This window comes from Litoreibacter albidus (genome assembly GCF_900107015.1).
Lineage (GTDB): Bacteria > Pseudomonadota > Alphaproteobacteria > Rhodobacterales > Rhodobacteraceae > Litoreibacter > Litoreibacter albidus.
Window position 1 is genome coordinate 131,275 of record NZ_FNOI01000006.1, and the last position, 16,167, is coordinate 147,441.

At 60.1% G+C, this 16,167-nt stretch carries 15 protein-coding genes; 14 read left to right on the plus strand and 1 reads right to left on the minus strand.

Features of this window, described 5'->3' with window-relative positions:
• Positions 1 to 45 precede the first annotated feature (45 nt).
• From BLW66_RS14020 to BLW66_RS14030, 3 genes are all read left to right on the plus strand, one after another.
• A complete protein-coding gene (locus BLW66_RS14020; protein WP_139254571.1) occupies positions 46 to 366 on the plus strand; it encodes a hypothetical protein in 321 nt (106 codons plus the stop codon).
• Positions 367 to 440: 74 nt separating this feature from the next.
• On the plus strand, positions 441 to 977 hold the full coding sequence (locus BLW66_RS14025) for a peptide-methionine (R)-S-oxide reductase (RefSeq protein ID WP_089947782.1): 537 nt from the start codon (positions 441 to 443) through the stop codon (positions 975 to 977).
• An 86-nt stretch (positions 978 to 1,063) separates the two neighbouring features.
• The gene (locus BLW66_RS14030; RefSeq protein WP_089947783.1) at positions 1,064 to 3,454 is read left to right on the plus strand and encodes an ATP-dependent helicase; all 2,391 of its coding nucleotides are present in this window, start codon (positions 1,064 to 1,066) and stop codon (positions 3,452 to 3,454) included.
• A 366-nt stretch (positions 3,455 to 3,820) separates the two neighbouring features.
• On the opposite strand, the gene BLW66_RS14035 is transcribed toward BLW66_RS14030, so the two are convergent.
• Positions 3,821 to 4,033 carry a DUF1127 domain-containing protein gene (locus BLW66_RS14035; protein ID WP_089947784.1) on the minus strand — a complete coding sequence of 71 codons (213 nt, stop codon included), beginning with the start codon at positions 4,031 to 4,033 and terminating at the stop codon, positions 3,821 to 3,823.
• 337 nt (positions 4,034 to 4,370) lie between these two features.
• Here BLW66_RS14035 and BLW66_RS14040 point away from each other — a divergent pair, with 337 nt between their 5' ends.
• From BLW66_RS14040 to murD, 11 genes are all read left to right on the plus strand, one after another.
• Entirely contained in the window at positions 4,371 to 5,429 is a 1,059-nt protein-coding gene (locus BLW66_RS14040; protein WP_089947785.1) for an Mrp/NBP35 family ATP-binding protein, read from the plus strand.
• A gap of 179 nt (positions 5,430 to 5,608) precedes the next feature.
• A complete protein-coding gene (locus BLW66_RS14045; RefSeq protein WP_170833484.1) occupies positions 5,609 to 6,049 on the plus strand; it encodes a glyoxalase superfamily protein in 441 nt (146 codons plus the stop codon).
• A 597-nt stretch (positions 6,050 to 6,646) separates the two neighbouring features.
• A complete protein-coding gene (gene mraZ, locus BLW66_RS14050; RefSeq protein WP_089947786.1) occupies positions 6,647 to 7,159 on the plus strand; it encodes a division/cell wall cluster transcriptional repressor MraZ in 513 nt (170 codons plus the stop codon).
• A 4-nt stretch (positions 7,160 to 7,163) separates the two neighbouring features.
• Entirely contained in the window at positions 7,164 to 8,153 is a 990-nt protein-coding gene (gene rsmH, locus BLW66_RS14055; RefSeq protein ID WP_089947787.1) for a 16S rRNA (cytosine(1402)-N(4))-methyltransferase RsmH, read from the plus strand.
• A complete protein-coding gene (ftsL, locus tag BLW66_RS14060) occupies positions 8,153 to 8,527 on the plus strand; it encodes a cell division protein FtsL (protein WP_089947788.1) in 375 nt (124 codons plus the stop codon). The genes rsmH and ftsL overlap by 1 nt, the downstream gene beginning before the upstream one ends.
• The gene (locus BLW66_RS14065; RefSeq protein ID WP_089947789.1) at positions 8,524 to 10,308 is read left to right on the plus strand and encodes a peptidoglycan D,D-transpeptidase FtsI family protein; all 1,785 of its coding nucleotides are present in this window, start codon (positions 8,524 to 8,526) and stop codon (positions 10,306 to 10,308) included. The genes ftsL and BLW66_RS14065 overlap by 4 nt, the downstream gene beginning before the upstream one ends.
• Before the next feature lie 39 nt (positions 10,309 to 10,347).
• A complete protein-coding gene (locus BLW66_RS14070) occupies positions 10,348 to 11,829 on the plus strand; it encodes a UDP-N-acetylmuramoyl-L-alanyl-D-glutamate--2,6-diaminopimelate ligase (protein ID WP_089947790.1) in 1,482 nt (493 codons plus the stop codon).
• Complete coding sequence (locus tag BLW66_RS14075) at positions 11,826 to 13,232, plus strand: UDP-N-acetylmuramoyl-tripeptide--D-alanyl-D-alanine ligase (protein WP_089947791.1); 1,407 nt, start codon at positions 11,826 to 11,828, stop codon at positions 13,230 to 13,232. Before BLW66_RS14070 ends, BLW66_RS14075 begins: the two co-directional genes overlap by 4 nt.
• A 15-nt stretch (positions 13,233 to 13,247) precedes the next feature.
• Complete coding sequence (gene mraY, locus BLW66_RS14080) at positions 13,248 to 14,333, plus strand: phospho-N-acetylmuramoyl-pentapeptide-transferase (protein WP_089947792.1); 1,086 nt, start codon at positions 13,248 to 13,250, stop codon at positions 14,331 to 14,333.
• 15 nt (positions 14,334 to 14,348) lie between these two features.
• Complete coding sequence (locus BLW66_RS14085) at positions 14,349 to 14,684, plus strand: hypothetical protein (protein WP_089947793.1); 336 nt, start codon at positions 14,349 to 14,351, stop codon at positions 14,682 to 14,684.
• Positions 14,681 to 16,084, plus strand: coding sequence for a UDP-N-acetylmuramoyl-L-alanine--D-glutamate ligase (gene murD / locus BLW66_RS14090; RefSeq protein ID WP_089947794.1), 1,404 nt, complete (start codon positions 14,681 to 14,683; stop codon positions 16,082 to 16,084). Before BLW66_RS14085 ends, murD begins: the two co-directional genes overlap by 4 nt.
• Positions 16,085 to 16,167 lie beyond the last annotated feature (83 nt).

Consider the following 16,167-nt stretch of genomic DNA (forward strand, 5'->3'; position numbering starts at 1 on the left):
CTGATCTGCTTTGGGCCAAATTTTAATACATCGGAGATAATGACCATGAAACTTATTCTTGCAACCACAGCTGCCACGTTGGCCTTTTCGGCCCCGTCGTTTGCCGAGACATCCGCTGCTGAGTTATTTGCCATGAGCAACGCTTCTGCAGCCGAGACAATCATCCGCGAAACCTCCATGGGGGATGTGACATCCGCCCGCGTACGCCTAGCACTTGGTAATATGAGCGCGGCGGAACGCGAGACGTTCTTTGAGGCCGACACCGTGTCGCGTCAGCGTATCCTGAAAGAGGCCAAACTTTTCGGCGATGGCAACAGCGCGGCTGAAATGGCCTCCGAAGTGATGAAAATCTCTGACGAAAACTGATCTGCGCCGGGCGGGGCCTCGCCCATGGAAGCCCCGTTCGACATTTTTTGTCCCAGTAATGAAAGAGTTGCTCTATGACCCGCAATCCATCTTCCAGCCTTAGCCGCCGCGCTTTTTTTGCAAGTTCAGGGGCGGCGGCATTGACGGTAGCGAGCGGTCCCGTTTACGCAAGTGTCGCGGCGGGCAGCGCGTCTGACTATACATATGAGGTGGTCAAATCCGTTGACGACTGGTTGGCCCAACTCGGGGAGCAAAGCTACGCTATCATGCGCGAGGGGTTTACCGAGGCCCCTAAATCCAGTCCTTTGTGGGAGGAGACCCGCGCAGGAACTTATCATTGCAAGGGATGCGATCTCTACAACTTTGATGCGCGCCTTAAGGTGGTGTTGGAGAAGGGCTGGGTGTTTTTTGATCACGCGCAACCCGATGCGGTGTTAACCGCGATCGATGGTGCGGTTCCGGAATATGGTGCCATGTCTGAAGACACAGCATTAACAGAGGTACATTGCCGCCGATGCGGCGGCCATCTGGGGCACTTGTTGATCGTCGCGGGCGGTATGAAACACTGCATTAACGGTGCATCATTGGAGTTCAAACCGGCCTCCGCATAACCTCCCGTAAGGGCGGCTAGAAAAGCCGTGGAACGAAATAAGAACACCTCTTTCCCTATCTGGTCGTTCGCGTTATCTTGATATCCATGAGCACTTTCAACGATGAAGACGCCTTCGAGGCGGCCGCGGCTCCGCAAGGCGGGTCCCTTTCCCAACGCGCTATGGGCGCGGCACTTGGCGCACGCGCGGCACCCTATCTGGACGGGTTGAACCCCGCCCAACGGGAGGCGGTGGAGACATTGGATGGCCCTGTGCTGATGCTTGCGGGCGCGGGCACGGGCAAAACCAAGGCATTGACGGCGCGCATTGCGCATTTGCTCACGACAGGGCGCGCGCGGCCAAACGAAGTGCTGGCGGTGACCTTCACCAATAAAGCCGCCCGCGAGATGAAGAACCGCGTCGGCACACTTTTGGGCGAAGCGGTGGAGGGGGTGCCGTGGCTCGGCACGTTCCATTCGATCTGCGTGAAGCAATTGCGCCGCCATGCCGAATTGGTAGGGTTGAAGTCGAATTTCACGATCCTTGATACCGATGACCAGATCAGATTGCTCAAGCAATTGATCGTGGCGGAGGGCGTGGACGACAAGCGCTGGCCTGCACGGATGCTTGCCGGATTAATCGACAGCTGGAAAAACCGCGCTTGGACACCGGACGCGTTGCCGGCCTCTGAGGCTGGTGATTACAATAACCTAGGGGGCAAGCTTTACGCCCAGTACCAAGACCGTTTGCGCACACTTAACGCGTGTGATTTCGGCGATCTGTTGCTGCATATGGTGACGATCTTTCAAACGCACCCTGACGTGCTGGAGCAGTACCAACGTTGGTTCCGCTATATCATGGTGGACGAATACCAAGATACCAACGTGGCCCAGTACATGTGGCTGCGTCTGCTGGCGGCTTCGCACAAGAATATCTGCTGTGTGGGCGACGATGACCAGTCAATCTATGGTTGGCGCGGGGCTGAGGTTGGCAACATTCTACGCTTCGAGAAGGACTTCGAGGGCGCTAAAATTGTCAAACTCGAACAAAACTACCGCTCCACCGAGCACATCCTAGGGGCGGCCTCCGGCGTGATTGCTGGCAACACGGGGCGCTTGGGCAAGACGCTGTTTACCGAGGCAAAGGGCGGCGAGAAAGTCCGCCTGATCGGTCATTGGGACGGCGAGGAAGAGGCGCGTTGGATGGGCGATGAGATCGAAGCCATGCAAACCGGCACCCGCAGGATGGACCCCATCGGGCTGGACCAAATCGCCATCCTCGTGCGCGCGTCCCACCAGATGCGCAGTTTTGAGGACCGCTTTCTAAGCATCGGTTTGCCTTACCGTGTCATCGGCGGTCCGCGCTTTTATGAGCGGTTGGAGATTCGCGACGCGATGGCCTATTTCCGGCTGATCACCAGCCCCGCCGACGATCTTGCGTTCGAGCGTATTGTGAATACCCCGAAGCGCGGGCTTGGCGACAAGGCAGTCCAGAAAATCCAGACGATGGCACGTAGCAATGGCGTGTCTTTACGCGACGGCGCGCGGCTGCTGTTGGAGGCCAAAGGCCTCGGCGGCAAGGGGGCTGTGGAGTTGGCAAAGCTGCTTGATGGTCTTGATCGCTGGAGCGCCAGTGCGCGCAATGACAGCGTGTCCCACATCGAAGTTGCGGAAATGGCGTTAGAGGAATCCGGTTACACCGAGATGTGGCAGAACGACAAAACGCCAGAGGCCCCGGGCCGCCTTGATAACCTCAAAGAACTGGTCAAAGCGCTGGAGCAGTTCGAGAATTTGCAAGGGTTCTTGGAGCATATCGCGTTGGTCATGGACAACGACAGCGAGGATGCGACTGAGAAAGTGTCCATCATGACGCTGCACGCGGCCAAGGGGCTGGAGTTTCCGGCTGTGTTCCTGCCGGGGTGGGAGGACGGCCTTTTCCCGTCGCAGCGGTCCATGGACGAATCGGGTGTCAAAGGGCTGGAGGAGGAGCGCCGCCTCGCCTACGTGGGTATCACGCGGGCTGAAAAGCTCTGTACCATCTCTTTTGCAGGAAACCGCCGCGTGTATGGCCAGTGGCAAAATGCGCTGCCGTCGCGGTTTGTGGATGAGTTACCCGAACGCCATGTCGACGTTCTGACGCCGCCCGGTATCTACGGGCATCAGGCGGGCTCCGCCAACGACATGCTGGATGCGCTTGGCGGCAGTGACCTGCACGAAGCCGCCGCGAAGGCTAACGTTTACAACTCCCCCGGATGGAGACGTTTGCAAGAACGCCAGTCCAGTCGCGGCGCGCCCAAAGCCAGAAACATGACAATCGATGCGCAAGCCGTGTCGGCCTTCACAGTGGGGGAGCGGGTGTTCCACCAGAAATTCGGCTATGGCGAAGTCATGGCGGTCGACGGCGATAAGCTGGATGTGTCGTTCGACAAGTCCGGCGATAAGAAAGTCATCGGCAAGTTTCTGGTTGCAGCGGATAGTGCAGGCGACGTGCCGTTCTAGGGACCCGCATAGAGACCAGCCACAAAACCTATCTGAATTACGACTGCGCCGTGGGGGCAATCCTGCGGCGCAATCGCGTTTGGGCGCTATCTACCTGACCTCCAGACACAAAAAAACGGTGATGCGGGAGGAGGTGCATCACCGTTCTTTGTGCGGCTCGGACCAGGGAGGAGGAAGGTCGTTGCCGTATGACGGGCCAGCCTCGGGAGGAGGTGAAGCTGGACCGTTTTGCTCAGTATCAACATCTAAGGGAGGAGGAAGATGCTGTACCGATTTGGTCAGTGGCGGCCCCTATAAGGGAGGAGGAAGGCGCCGCCACTAAAGCGAATCCCGGCCTAAGGGAGGACAAAAGCCGGGGTCGCAAACTTATTTGCCGTAAGCCGCCTCATATGCGACGGACTTAAGGTTGCCGCGGCTCATGCCAAGGTCTGCCAGTTCGCGACCGGACAGGGCTTGCAGCTCGTCCAGTGTTTCGCGGTAGACGCGGTTTTTGGCGTGGCGCTCGGCCAGATCGTTTTTGAATGCAACAAGGCGCTCCAGAAGGGATGGCGCAGTGCTGGTACCAGTTGTAAAAGCCATATCGTTACCTTTTTCTCAGCGAGACCTTGTGTCAGCGGTCTGACGTGTTCGTCTCTGTTGACCTCAATTTAGTGAAATGCTGCGTCGCAACAAGTCACACGTTTACAATGCCGCTATGCAGCGAATGCATGGCTTAACCCGTTGTTTTGCTTACCTAACGTCAGCAGAATTATGACGTTTTTGTGAACTGCCGCAGCGCGTATCGCATATCTGCGGGCGGTGCACAGTTATCCATCAGTTTGAAAACATTTTCGCGGGTATGCGCTGTGGGGTTGCCCTTCGTCGCGCAGGCGCTCACTTAGTTGGTAACGGAAATTGACGACGACAGGATGCCCCGATGACTGTGACCCGCGAGACGATTCTTGATGCCCTGCGTGTGCTGAAGCTGCCCGACGGCGAAGACGTTGTTGCCAAGGACATGGTGCGCGCGCTCACGATTGACGGGGACACCGTGCGCTTCGTCATTGAGGCGGCGCCGGAAATCGCCAAGCACCTAGAGCCGCTGCGCGCAGCCGCCCAGCAGATCGTGGAACGAATGGACGGTGTCACCACCGCGTCCGTACTGCTGACCGCGCATTCCGACAAAAAACCGCCGTCGCTGAAAGTCGGCAAACATCCAGAGCCCCAAGCTGGCCCGTCGAAGCCAAAGGGCGTCGCCCGCATTCTGGCTGTGGCTTCCGGCAAGGGTGGTGTCGGCAAGTCGACGTTGTCTTCGAACCTAGCTGTGGCGCTGGCCAAGCAAGGCCGCCGTGTGGGCCTGCTGGATGCGGATATTTACGGACCGTCCCAACCGCGCATGATGGGGGTCAGCAAGCGCCCTGCGTCCCCCGATGGTAAAACGATCATCCCGCTGAAGGCGCATGGCGTCACGATGATGTCCATCGGCCTGATGATGGACCCCGACAAAGCCATCGTCTGGCGTGGCCCTATGCTTATGGGCGCGTTGCAGCAGATGCTGGGGCAGGTGGAGTGGGGGGAGCTGGATGTGCTCATCGTTGATCTGCCACCGGGCACCGGCGACGTCCAACTGACGCTTTGCACTAAGTCCGAGCTAAGCGGCGCTATCGTGGTCTCCACGCCGCAAGACGTGGCTTTGCTGGATGCGAAGAAAGCCATTGATATGTTCAACACCTTAAAGACACCGGTCCTCGGGCTCGTGGAAAACATGTCTATGTATATATGCCCGACCTGCGGGACGGAGGCGCATATCTTCGGCCACGGTGGCGTCAAGGACGAGGCCGCCAAAATGGGGCTGCCGTTCCTTGGTGAAATTCCGCTTGATATAGATGTGCGCCTGTCCGGCGATAGCGGCACCCCCATCGCGGCGGGGGATGGCCCTGTGGCGCAAGCCTACGCCAAGCTGGCGGAAGGCTTGGTCAAAGGCGGTATGGCTTGACCGGTCTCTATATATAAGAGTAGGAGGCGGCAGGGCAGCAGAATGCCCGCCGCCCGCAAGGCTCGTCCTTTTGGTGAAATTCTGCATCCAGCACGATCACATCTGCAACTGACGCGCAGGGTGATGGCAACGCGGGCTCCATCAAGCCGATTTCGCGTCATCTTGTATAAGGTGATCAAATGACCAACCTAGACCCAATGCCTTCGGTCGAAGATCTGAAGGCCCAAGCCAAGCGGTTGCGCACGCAGCTGGCTGTCTTGAATACCCCCGTGTCGCATTCCCAGTCGTTGGAGCTTCTGGCCCAGCAGATGGGCATGCGCGACTGGAACACGCTACAAGCCCGCGCCTCGGCGCTTTCCAACCACCGCCCGCCTTGGGCGGTCGGGGATTTCGTGCGGGGCCGCTATCTGGACCAGCCCTGTGCGGGGCGCATCCTGTCGCTGTCAGCTATTGCTGGCGGGCGCTACCGTATGACGCTGCATTTGGACGAGGCCGTGGATGTCGTGACCTTCGACAGCTTCTCGTCGTTCCGCCAGCGCATCAATGCGACGGTGGACAGTCACGGCGTCAGTGTGGGCAAGCGATCCGACGGGGTCGCGCATCTGGTGCTCCAACCCTAATTCCGCGGGAAATCGCAAACAGAGGCCGTGTGAAGGCAACTTCACGCGGCTTTTGACGTTTTGCCTGTGGATAACTTGCGCTGCGAATCAAAATCGGCTCAAAAGGCGGTGATTCGGTTGGGAATTCATGGGTCGCGCGTGGGATTTCAGGGAAAAACCCAAAAATCATGGGAATTTATGGGAAAAACTTACAGAAATTTTGCCTACCATATTTAGTGGTCGCTCACGCTCTCGTTACCATTTGAGCTAAAAATAGCCCCGTTCCTACATGTTGAGTGAGACGACTGGATACTATTTCCCATCCTGTCCCGTAAAAACCCATTGATTACCATGTAGTGCCATGGCACAAAGTTCTCATGGTAAAGACGGCAACTAAAAAACAAGGGGCGGCTAAGAACCCCAAGGCGACCAAAAGGTTTCATACAGGCACCGACTTTATCTAACTACGTTTGGCCCTGCGCGAGCAGACATCCCCCCAGGTGGCGCGGGTCAAACATCTCCCTGAACGGGAACGAGGGCGGCAGGTTGATCAGTGGCAGCAGATCAACTTGCCGTTTTCCGTTTAAGGGCCGGAATTGAGAAAGGGTGGCGCGAGAAGTGGCACAACGGTTCAGAGGCGAAGGCGTCCACAAGGTGGACAGCAAGGGCAGGGTGTCCATCCCCGCTCTGTTTCGCCGCGTTCTGGAAGCGTCTGATCCCGACTGGACCGAAGGTCTTAGCCCCAACGTCGTCATCGTATACGGCGGAAAAAATCAAAATTACCTAGAGGCCTACACCCAAGAGGCCATTCAGGAAGTCGACGACAAGATCGCGCGTTTGCCGCGCGGCTCCAAGCAGCGTCGCGCGCTGGAGCACATCTTCAACTCGCAATCCTTGCCCACCCAGCCTGATGACACAGGCCGCCTCGTGCTGCCTGCCAAGCTGCGTGAGAAAGTCGGTATCACCAACGAGGCGAAGTTCGTTGCGATGGGCGACACCTTCCAGATTTGGGCGCCAGATGCCTTCGATGATCGCAACGCCGATATCGAAGATTGGTTGGACGAGCAGGGCGAGGACTTCGATCCGCTCGAGTTGTTGGAGATGGCCTCAGAGCCATCTGTTACGGAGTAGGTCCATGTCTGCAAAAGTGCCGCGTGAGACAAACCCTGATGCGCCGCACCTGCCGGTTCTCATTGATGCGATCCTAGATCTGGTGACACCGCAAGGCGTGTGGGTCGATGGCACCTTCGGGGCTGGCGGTTATTCGCGCGCTTTCCTTGATAAGGGCGCCAAGGTTATCGGCATCGACCGTGACCCTTTGGTGTTCGATATGGCCGCCGATTGGGCGGGCACCTATCCCGATTTGACCTTGAAGCGCGGCACTTTCTCGGAGCTGGACACGCTTGCGGGCGATTTGGTCGACGGTGTGGTTCTGGACCTCGGCGTGTCATCCATGCAGCTCGATCAGGCGGAGCGCGGCTTTTCCTTCCTACGCGACGGCCCGCTGGATATGCGCATGGGGCAAGACGGGTTAAGCGCCGCTGATCTGGTTAACGACGGGTCAGAAGCCTTGTTGGCCGACATCCTGTTCCAATACGGCGAAGAACGCGCCTCGCGCCGCATCGCCAAAGCGATCATCGCCGCCCGCCCGATCACCACAACGGCCAAGCTGGTCGAGGTGATTGAGAGTGTCTTGCCGCAAGGCAATCCCAGTAAAAGCCACCCCGCAACCCGCAGCTTCCAAGCTTTGCGCATCGCGGTGAATGACGAATTTGGCCAGTTAATCAGCGGGTTGGAGGCGGCAGAACGTGCCCTGAAACCCGGCGGTGAATTGGCCGTTGTGACCTTCCATTCGTTGGAAGACCGCATCGTGAAGAAATATCTGCAAGCCCGCGCTGGCAAAACCAGCGGCGGGTCGCGTTATGCACCTGAACAACAGGTCGACGCACCAACCTTCGAGTTGATCACCCGCAAAGCGGTGACGGCTGACAAGGACGAGCTGGCGCTAAACCCGCGCTCGCGCTCGGCCAAGCTCAGGGTAGGGCGGCGCACAGACGCCCCCGCAGCAGACAAAGGACGGGCCGGTTTGGGCCTGCCGAAACTGACAGGACAGGAGCTACTGTAATGCGTGGACTATTTTACACTGTGTCGGCCCTTGCGGTCATGGGCTTGGGATACTGGGCTTACTACGAGAACTACGAAACCCAAGAAGCCCTGCGCACGGCGTCCGGCTTGCAACGCGAAATCGGCTCCTCGCGTGAAACCATGTCCGTGCTTGCCGCGGAATGGGCATATCTGAACCGCCCAGAGCGCCTGCGCGATCTTGCGGATCTGAACTTCCCCGATCTGGAATTGCTGCCGATCACGCCCGACCAGTTCGGCGACGTGGCACAAGTGGCCTTCCCGCCGCCAGAAGTAGAGTTGAACCTCGACGAGATCAACGGCGCGGTCGATGTGCGCGGCAACTACCTCGCAGAGGACGGAGAGCAATATCCATGATCCGGACCCCGCTGCGCCCCTTGGCGCGAATTCTGCAAGCAAGACAGAAGGGCGAAAACCCAGACCGTATTGAGCGCGAAAACATCCGCGCCCGTCACGAAGAAATGCGCGACAAGATGCGTCAACGCGCCGAAAGCCGCCTGCTGTTCGTGGGCCTTTTCTTCGTGATCGCCTTCCTCATGATCGGTGGCCGCATGACCGAACTGGCCTCCTCCGAGGCCGTGGAGCCGCGTGCTTCCGCCTCCGGCGCAAACATCGTTGCGCAACGCTCCGACATCGTGGACCGTAACGGCCGCGTGCTGGCGACCAACCTGATTACAAACTCGCTCTACGCCCAGCCGCATCTGATGATCGAGCCTGAACGCGCCGCGAAAGAGCTGGTCGCGATCTTCCCTGATCTGAATTTGGAACGTTTAAGTAAAGATTTCACTGGGTCTCGTAAGTTCTTGTGGATCAAGAAAAAACTTAGCCCAGAACAGATGCAGGCTGTGCATGACATTGGCGATCCCGGCTTGCTGTTCGGGCCACGTGAAATGCGCCTCTACCCGAATGGAAAGCTGGCGGCTCACGTTTTGGGCGGGGCCAGCTTCGGGCGCGAGGGTGTCCACTCCGCAGAGGTGATCGGCACCGCTGGCGTCGAGAAAGCCTTCGACGACTACCTGCGCGATCCGGCAATGGACGGCGCACCGCTGCGCCTGTCCCTCGACATGACTATTCAGGCGGCCTCCCGCGAAGTGTTGCAAGGCGGCATGAAGCTGATGAACGCCAAGGGTGCCACAAGCATCCTGATGGACGTCCACACAGGGGAGGTCATTTCGATGATCTCTCTGCCGGACTTCGACCCCAACACCCGTCCGAACGGGCTGATCAAGGGCGACCCGTCCGACAGCCCGTTGTTTAACCGCGCGGTGCAAGGCGTCTACGAACTCGGCTCCACCTTCAAGATTTTCGCAGCGGCCCAAGCATTGGAGCTGGGGCTGGTGAACCCGTCGACCGTGATCAACACAAAAGGCCCGATGCAAAAAGGCCGCTTCCGCATTCGCGACTTCCACAACTACGGCCCCGAGCTGAGCGTGACGGATATCATCGTGAAGTCCTCGAACATCGGCACCGCGCGCATGGCGCTTGATATCGGGGCGAAGCGTCAGCAGGATTTTCTGAGTTCGCTTGGCTTCTTCGCACCCACACCTGTGGAACTGGTAGAGGCCCCCGGTGCCAAGCCGTTGCTGCCCAAGAAGTGGGCAGATATCCACACTATGACCGTATCTTACGGCCACGGTATGGCCGCCAGCCCGCTGCACCTTGCCGCCGCCTATTCAACGATGGTGAACGGCGGTACGTTGGTGAAACCGACCTTGCTGAAGCAAGAGGTCGCAGTTAAAGGCCCGCGCGTCATCTCGGAGCGCACATCGGCGCAGGCCCGTGACATGCTGCGCGCCGTCGTGGAACGCGGCACCGCGTCCTTCGCGCGTGTTGAGGGATACGAAGTCGGTGGCAAAACCGGCACCGCTGACAAGCCAAAGAACAACGGCGGCTATCACAAGGATAAGGTCATCGCGACTTTCGCCTCGGCCTTCCCGATGAGTGACCCGAAATACGTGCTCATCGTGACGCTGGACGAACCATCGGAAAATTCCGGCAAAAAACCGCGCCGCACCGCCGGCTGGACTGCCGTTCCCGTGGCCGCCGAAATGATCCGCCGCACCGCCCCCCTTTTGGGCTTGCGGCCAGTGCTGGATCGCGATGAATTAAGCCAAGTCGTAAACACGGCGTCGCAGTAGCCCTTTTAGGCAATCTGGGGCGGCTACCCAGGGGGCAGTATGGCACGCACACGCGCAAGCTTGAATGAATTGGGGCTGACCGCCCAAGGTGGGGCGGAGGCCGAGGTCACCGGCCTGTCCGTCGACAGCCGCACGGTGAAGCCGGGCCATTTGTTTGCAGCCTTGCCCGGGACGAATGTGCACGGCGCGGAGTTCATCCAATACGCCCTGCGCATGGAGGCGGGCGCAATTCTGACAGACCCCGCAGGGGCCGCGATTGCGGAAGAGGAAATCGCAGCCTCCGGCGCGGCGCTGATCGTCACCGAAGACCCGCGCCAAGCGTTGGCCTATGCCGCTGCTCTTTGGTTCGGCGCACAGCCCGGCAACATGGTGGCGGTGACCGGCACGAACGGCAAAACCTCGGTCGCCAGCTTTACCCGCCAAATCTGGCTGGAGCTGGGCCTTCAGGCCGTCAACTTTGGCACGGCTGGTGTCGAGGGCGTGTTTACAGCGCCCATGACCCACACCACGCCGGAGCCGATTACCCTGCACAAGCTGCTCTCCGAGATGGCAGGCCACGGCGTGACCCACGCCGCGATGGAAGCTTCCAGCCACGGGCTGGAACAGCGCCGCCTTGACGGGGTGCATCTGATCGCTGCCGCCTTTACAAACTTCACCCAAGACCACCTCGATTACCACGCGACCTTCCACGAATATTTCAACGCCAAGGCGGGCTTGTTTCGCCGCGTGCTGGAGCAAGACGGCGTCGCGGTGATCAATATGGACGACCCTAAAGGCGTCGACATGGCCGCCATCGCGAACGAGCGCGGGCACCGTCTGTTGCGTGTTGGCACCTCTGATCACTGTGACCTGCAACTGCTTGGCCAGCGTTTTGACGCCACGGGGCAGGATTTGCGGTTCTCTTTTGCGGGACAGACCCATCAGGCGCGCCTTGATTTGATCGGGGGCTTTCAGGCCTCCAACGTCATGATCGCCGCCGGTTTGGCGATTGGGGCAGGGGCGAAGCCCGAGGACGTGTTTCAAACCCTGCCAATGCTGACCACCGTGCGGGGCCGGATGCAAAAGGCCGCGACACGTGCGAACGGGGCTGCCGTGTTCGTCGATTACGCTCACACGCCCGACGCCCTCGCGACTGCGCTCAAGGCGATGCGCCCGCACGTCATGGGCCGCCTTGTTGTGGTGTTCGGGGCGGGCGGTGACCGCGACAAGGGCAAGCGCCCGCTGATGGGGGCCGCTGCACGCGACAACGCAGACGTGGTGTTTGTGACGGATGACAACCCGCGCTCCGAAGATCCGGCCTCCATTCGCGCCGCGATCATGGACGCCGTGCCAAGCGCCACCGAAGTCGGTGACCGCGCGGAGGCCATCTTGCGCGGCGTTGATGCGCTTGGCGCTGGCGACACGCTGCTGATTGCAGGCAAGGGGCATGAGACGGGGCAGACCGTCGGCGACGACGTGTTGCCATTTGATGATGTGGAACAGGCCAGCGTCGCGGTGGCCGCGTTGGAGGGCACACTATGACACTCTGGACTTCTGAGGAGGCCGTCGCCGCCACAGGCGGCACATCGGCGGTCGCGTGGCAGGCCACTGGCGTCTCCATTGATACGCGTACATTGCAGGCGGGGGACATGTTTGTGGCCCTCAAGGATGTGCGCGACGGGCATGATTTTGTGGCGCAAGCCTTGGCTGCGGGCGCGGCCTGCGCACTGGTGTCCCGTATCCCCGAGGGCGTAGCTGCGGACGCACCTCTGCTGGTCGTTGAGGATGTGTTAACCGGATTGGAAGCGCTCGGACGTGCTGCGCGCGCACGCACGGATGCGCGCGTTATTGGCGTCACAGGCTCCGTCGGGAAAACCTCCACCAAGGAAATGTTGCGCACTGCGCTGACGGGCCAAGGCGCGGTTCACGCGGCAGAAAAAAGCTACAACAACCATTGGGGCGTTCCGCTGACATTGGCGCGGATGCCCAAAGATACTGATTTTGCGGTGATCGAGATCGGCATGAACCACGCGGGCGAGATCGCGCCGCTGGCCAAAATGGCCCGCCCGCATGTGGCGCTGATTACCATCGTTGCCCCCGCCCATCTGGAAGCCTTCGCCTCCGTCGAAGATATCGCCCGTGAAAAAGCCGCGATCTTTGAGGGGCTGGAGCAAGGCGGCACCGCCATCATCAACGCCGACCTGCCCACTACCGATTTGTTGCTGTCCAAAGCACCGGCCAACCGCCAGACGTTTGGCGAAGCCGAAGGCGCCGATTGGCAACTCCTAGAGGCCACATCCGGCGACGCGTCGACCGTTTGCCGCGCCACCCATGACGGCGCAGCACTGGTGTTCAAACTCGGCGCGCCGGGGCGGCATTTTGCCATGAACGGGTTGGCCTGCCTTGCCGCCGCCACGGCGGCGGGTGCCGATCTGGGCCGCGCCGCCGTAGAACTCGGCAATTGGGCACCGCCATCGGGGCGCGGCCAACGCCGCTTTATCCACCTTGATGCGCATATGCCGGAGCAGGGAATCGACCTGTTCGATGACGCCTATAACGCCAACCCTGCTTCCGTAGGGGCAGCTTTGGCCGTGCTCGCCAGCGCCAATCCGCCGGATACCGCTGGCCGTCGGGTGGCGATTTTGGGGGATATGAAGGAACTCGGTGCGACCGAGGACGATTTGCATGCAAGCTTCGCCACCCATCCCGCGATGGATGAAATCCAGCAAGTCCATTGCGTTGGCCCGTTGATGAAGCACCTCTACGATGCGCTGCCATCCTCCAAGCAGGGTCTGTGGGCCGCCACCAGCGCGGAGCTGGCCGCAAGCCCCTTGGCCTTGGTCAAGGCGGGCGACGTGGTCATGGCAAAGGGGTCTTTGTCCATGAAAATGGCGCTGATCGTTGACGCCATCACAAATTTGGGCCAATCCGTAGCTGGTAACTAACAGGGACACCGCTACATGTTGTATTGGCTCACCGCATTCTCAGATGGCGGCGATTTCTTTAACCTATTTCGCTACATCACGTTTCGCGCGGGCGGAGCTTTCTTCACGGCGCTGATCTTCGGCTTCATGTTTGGTCGCCCGTTGATCAACTTGCTCAAGCGCAAGCAGCGCAATGGCCAGCCAATCCGCGATGACGGCCCCGAAAGCCACATCCTGACCAAACAGGGCACGCCCACCATGGGCGGCGTGCTGATCCTTGGCGCGTTGATCCTGTCGACATTGCTCTGGGCAAGGCTCGACAACGGGTTCGTGTGGATCGTGTTGTTCGTCACCGTCGGGTTCGGGGCCATCGGCTTCGTGGACGACTACGCCAAGGTGACATCGAATTCGCACGCGGGTCTCTCCGCGCGCATCCGTCTGATCATCGGTTTCGCCATTGCTGCCGTGGCGGGGTATTTCGCCACGACCGTCCATCCCGATGCCTTGGTCAACCAACTGGCCTTGCCGATCTACAAGGACACGCTGGTTAACCTTGGCTTTATGTTCATCCCGTTTGCGATGTTCGTCATCGTCGGGGCCGCGAATTCCGTGAACCTGACCGACGGCCTCGACGGGCTTGCCATTATGCCGGTGATGATCGCCGCCGCGACTTTGGGCGTGATCGCCTATGCCGTGGGCCGCGTTGACTTTACCGAATACCTTGGCCTGCACTACGTGCCCGGCACCGGCGAATTGCTGATCTTTATGGCCGGCCTCATCGGCGGCGGGCTGGGTTTCTTGTGGTACAACGCGCCACCTGCTGCGGTCTTTATGGGCGATACTGGCTCGCTGGCCTTGGGCGGCGCGCTTGGCGCAATTGCCGTTCTGACCAAGCACGAATTGGTCATGGGCATCGTCGGCGGCCTGTTCGTCGTTGAGACATTGTCGGTGATCATTCAGGTGCTCTACTTCAAGAAAACCGGCAAGCGGGTGTTCCTGATGGCCCCGATCCACCATCACTTCGAGAAGAAGGGTTGGGCCGAGCCACAAATCGTGATCCGCTTCTGGATCATTTCGCTGATCCTCGCGATGATCGGCTTGGCAACGCTCAAAGTTCGTTAACCTAGGACATCTCTCATGCCCCATGCTGAAATCAAATACTCCGCCGATATGAGCCTCGACACGCAGGCGATGATGGGGCTGATCGAAACCACGGTCGCCAACCACGACAGCGGCGCGGGCGCGGTGAAATCCCGCGCCTACCGTGTGGAGGATTTTCAAAGCACGCATGTACTGATCACCCTCACGTTGCTGCCCAAGGCGCACCGCGACGCGGCGTTTATGAATGCGCTTCTGGCGGACCTGACGGCGGGGCTGAAAGCGTTGGTGGACCAGCCCTGCGCCTTCTCGTTGGAACTGGCCTTTAACGGGCCATACTACCACACGGACTACCTGCAAGGGGCCGCCACATGATCCCCGTCCAAGGCTATTCCGGTGCCACGGTTGCGGTGCTGGGCCTTGGCCGCTCCGGCCTCTCTGCCGCGCGCGGTTTGCGCGAGGGCGGTGCGAATGTCGTCGTTTGGGACGACAATGAACAGGCCCGCGACGCGGCCACAGCCGAGGGTTTCACCACGCGGGAGCTGGCAAAGCAGGGCGCGTTTGACGGCGTGGCGACATTGATCGTCTCCCCCGGTATCCCGCACTTGTATCCCGAGCCCAACAAGGTCGTGCGCGCCGCATGGGACGCGGGCGTTCCCGTTGATAACGACATCTCGCTGTTCTTCCGCTCTTTTGCGACGCCGGAGTGGGACAACTTCGAGCGCATGCCCAAAATAATCGCGGTGACAGGCTCGAACGGCAAATCGACCACATCCGCATTGATCCACCACATTCTGGAACACGCCCAACGACCCACGCAACTTGGCGGCAACATCGGGCGCGGCGTGCTGGATCTGGATCCCGCAATCGACGGCGAAGTCGTCGTGCTGGAACTGTCGAGTTACCAAACCGACCTTGCCAGATCGCTGACGCCCGACGTGGGCATTTTCACCAACCTCAGCCCCGACCATCTGGACCGTCACGACGGTCTGGGCGGATACTTCGCGGCCAAACGGCGACTGTTTTCCGAAGGTGGGCCGGATCGCTGCATCATAGGTGTGGACGAGGACGAGGGGCAGTATCTTGCCAATCAAATGGCCGGAAACGCCGTTGATGACCGCGTCATCCGCGTCTCCAGCGGGCGCAAGCTGACGGGGGACGGCTGGACCGTGTTCGCCAAGAAGGGCTTCCTTGCGGAATGGCGCAAGGGCAAGCAAATGGCGTCCATCGACCTGCGCACGGTGCCCGGACTTCCAGGCGCGCACAATCACCAAAACGCCTGCGCCGCCTACGCGGCCTGCCGCAGCGTCGGGCTTGCCCCGCGCGTGATCGAGGCCGCGTTCCACAGTTTCGGCGGCTTGCCGCACCGCTCCCAACGGGTGGGGGAGGCAAACGGCGTGACCTTCGTGAACGACAGTAAGGCAACCAACGTCGACAGCGCCGCCAAGGCGTTGCAAGCTTTCCAGAACATTCGCTGGATTTGTGGCGGGCTGGAGAAGGAGGGCGGCCTGTCCGCGCTTTTGCCGCATGTCGGCGGCGTCACTAAGGCCTATGTGATCGGGCGCGAAGCGGCGAATTTCGCGATGCAACTCGGCGATCTGCCCCATGAGGTTTGCACCGATATGGCCACCGCCGTCGCCCGCGCTGCGGCGGATGCGGTCAAAGGCGACACGGTGCTTCTGGCCCCCGCCGCCGCAAGTTTCGATCAGTACGACAGCTTCGAGAAGCGCGGCGATGATTTCATCGCGCAGGTCGCGGCGGTCACTGGCGGCTAGGCGGGGGGATACCTTGCGGCGGCGCTCATTGACGGGGCCCGTCGCACCCGTTAGAAATTTCCTATGATTGCTTAACTCTCTTC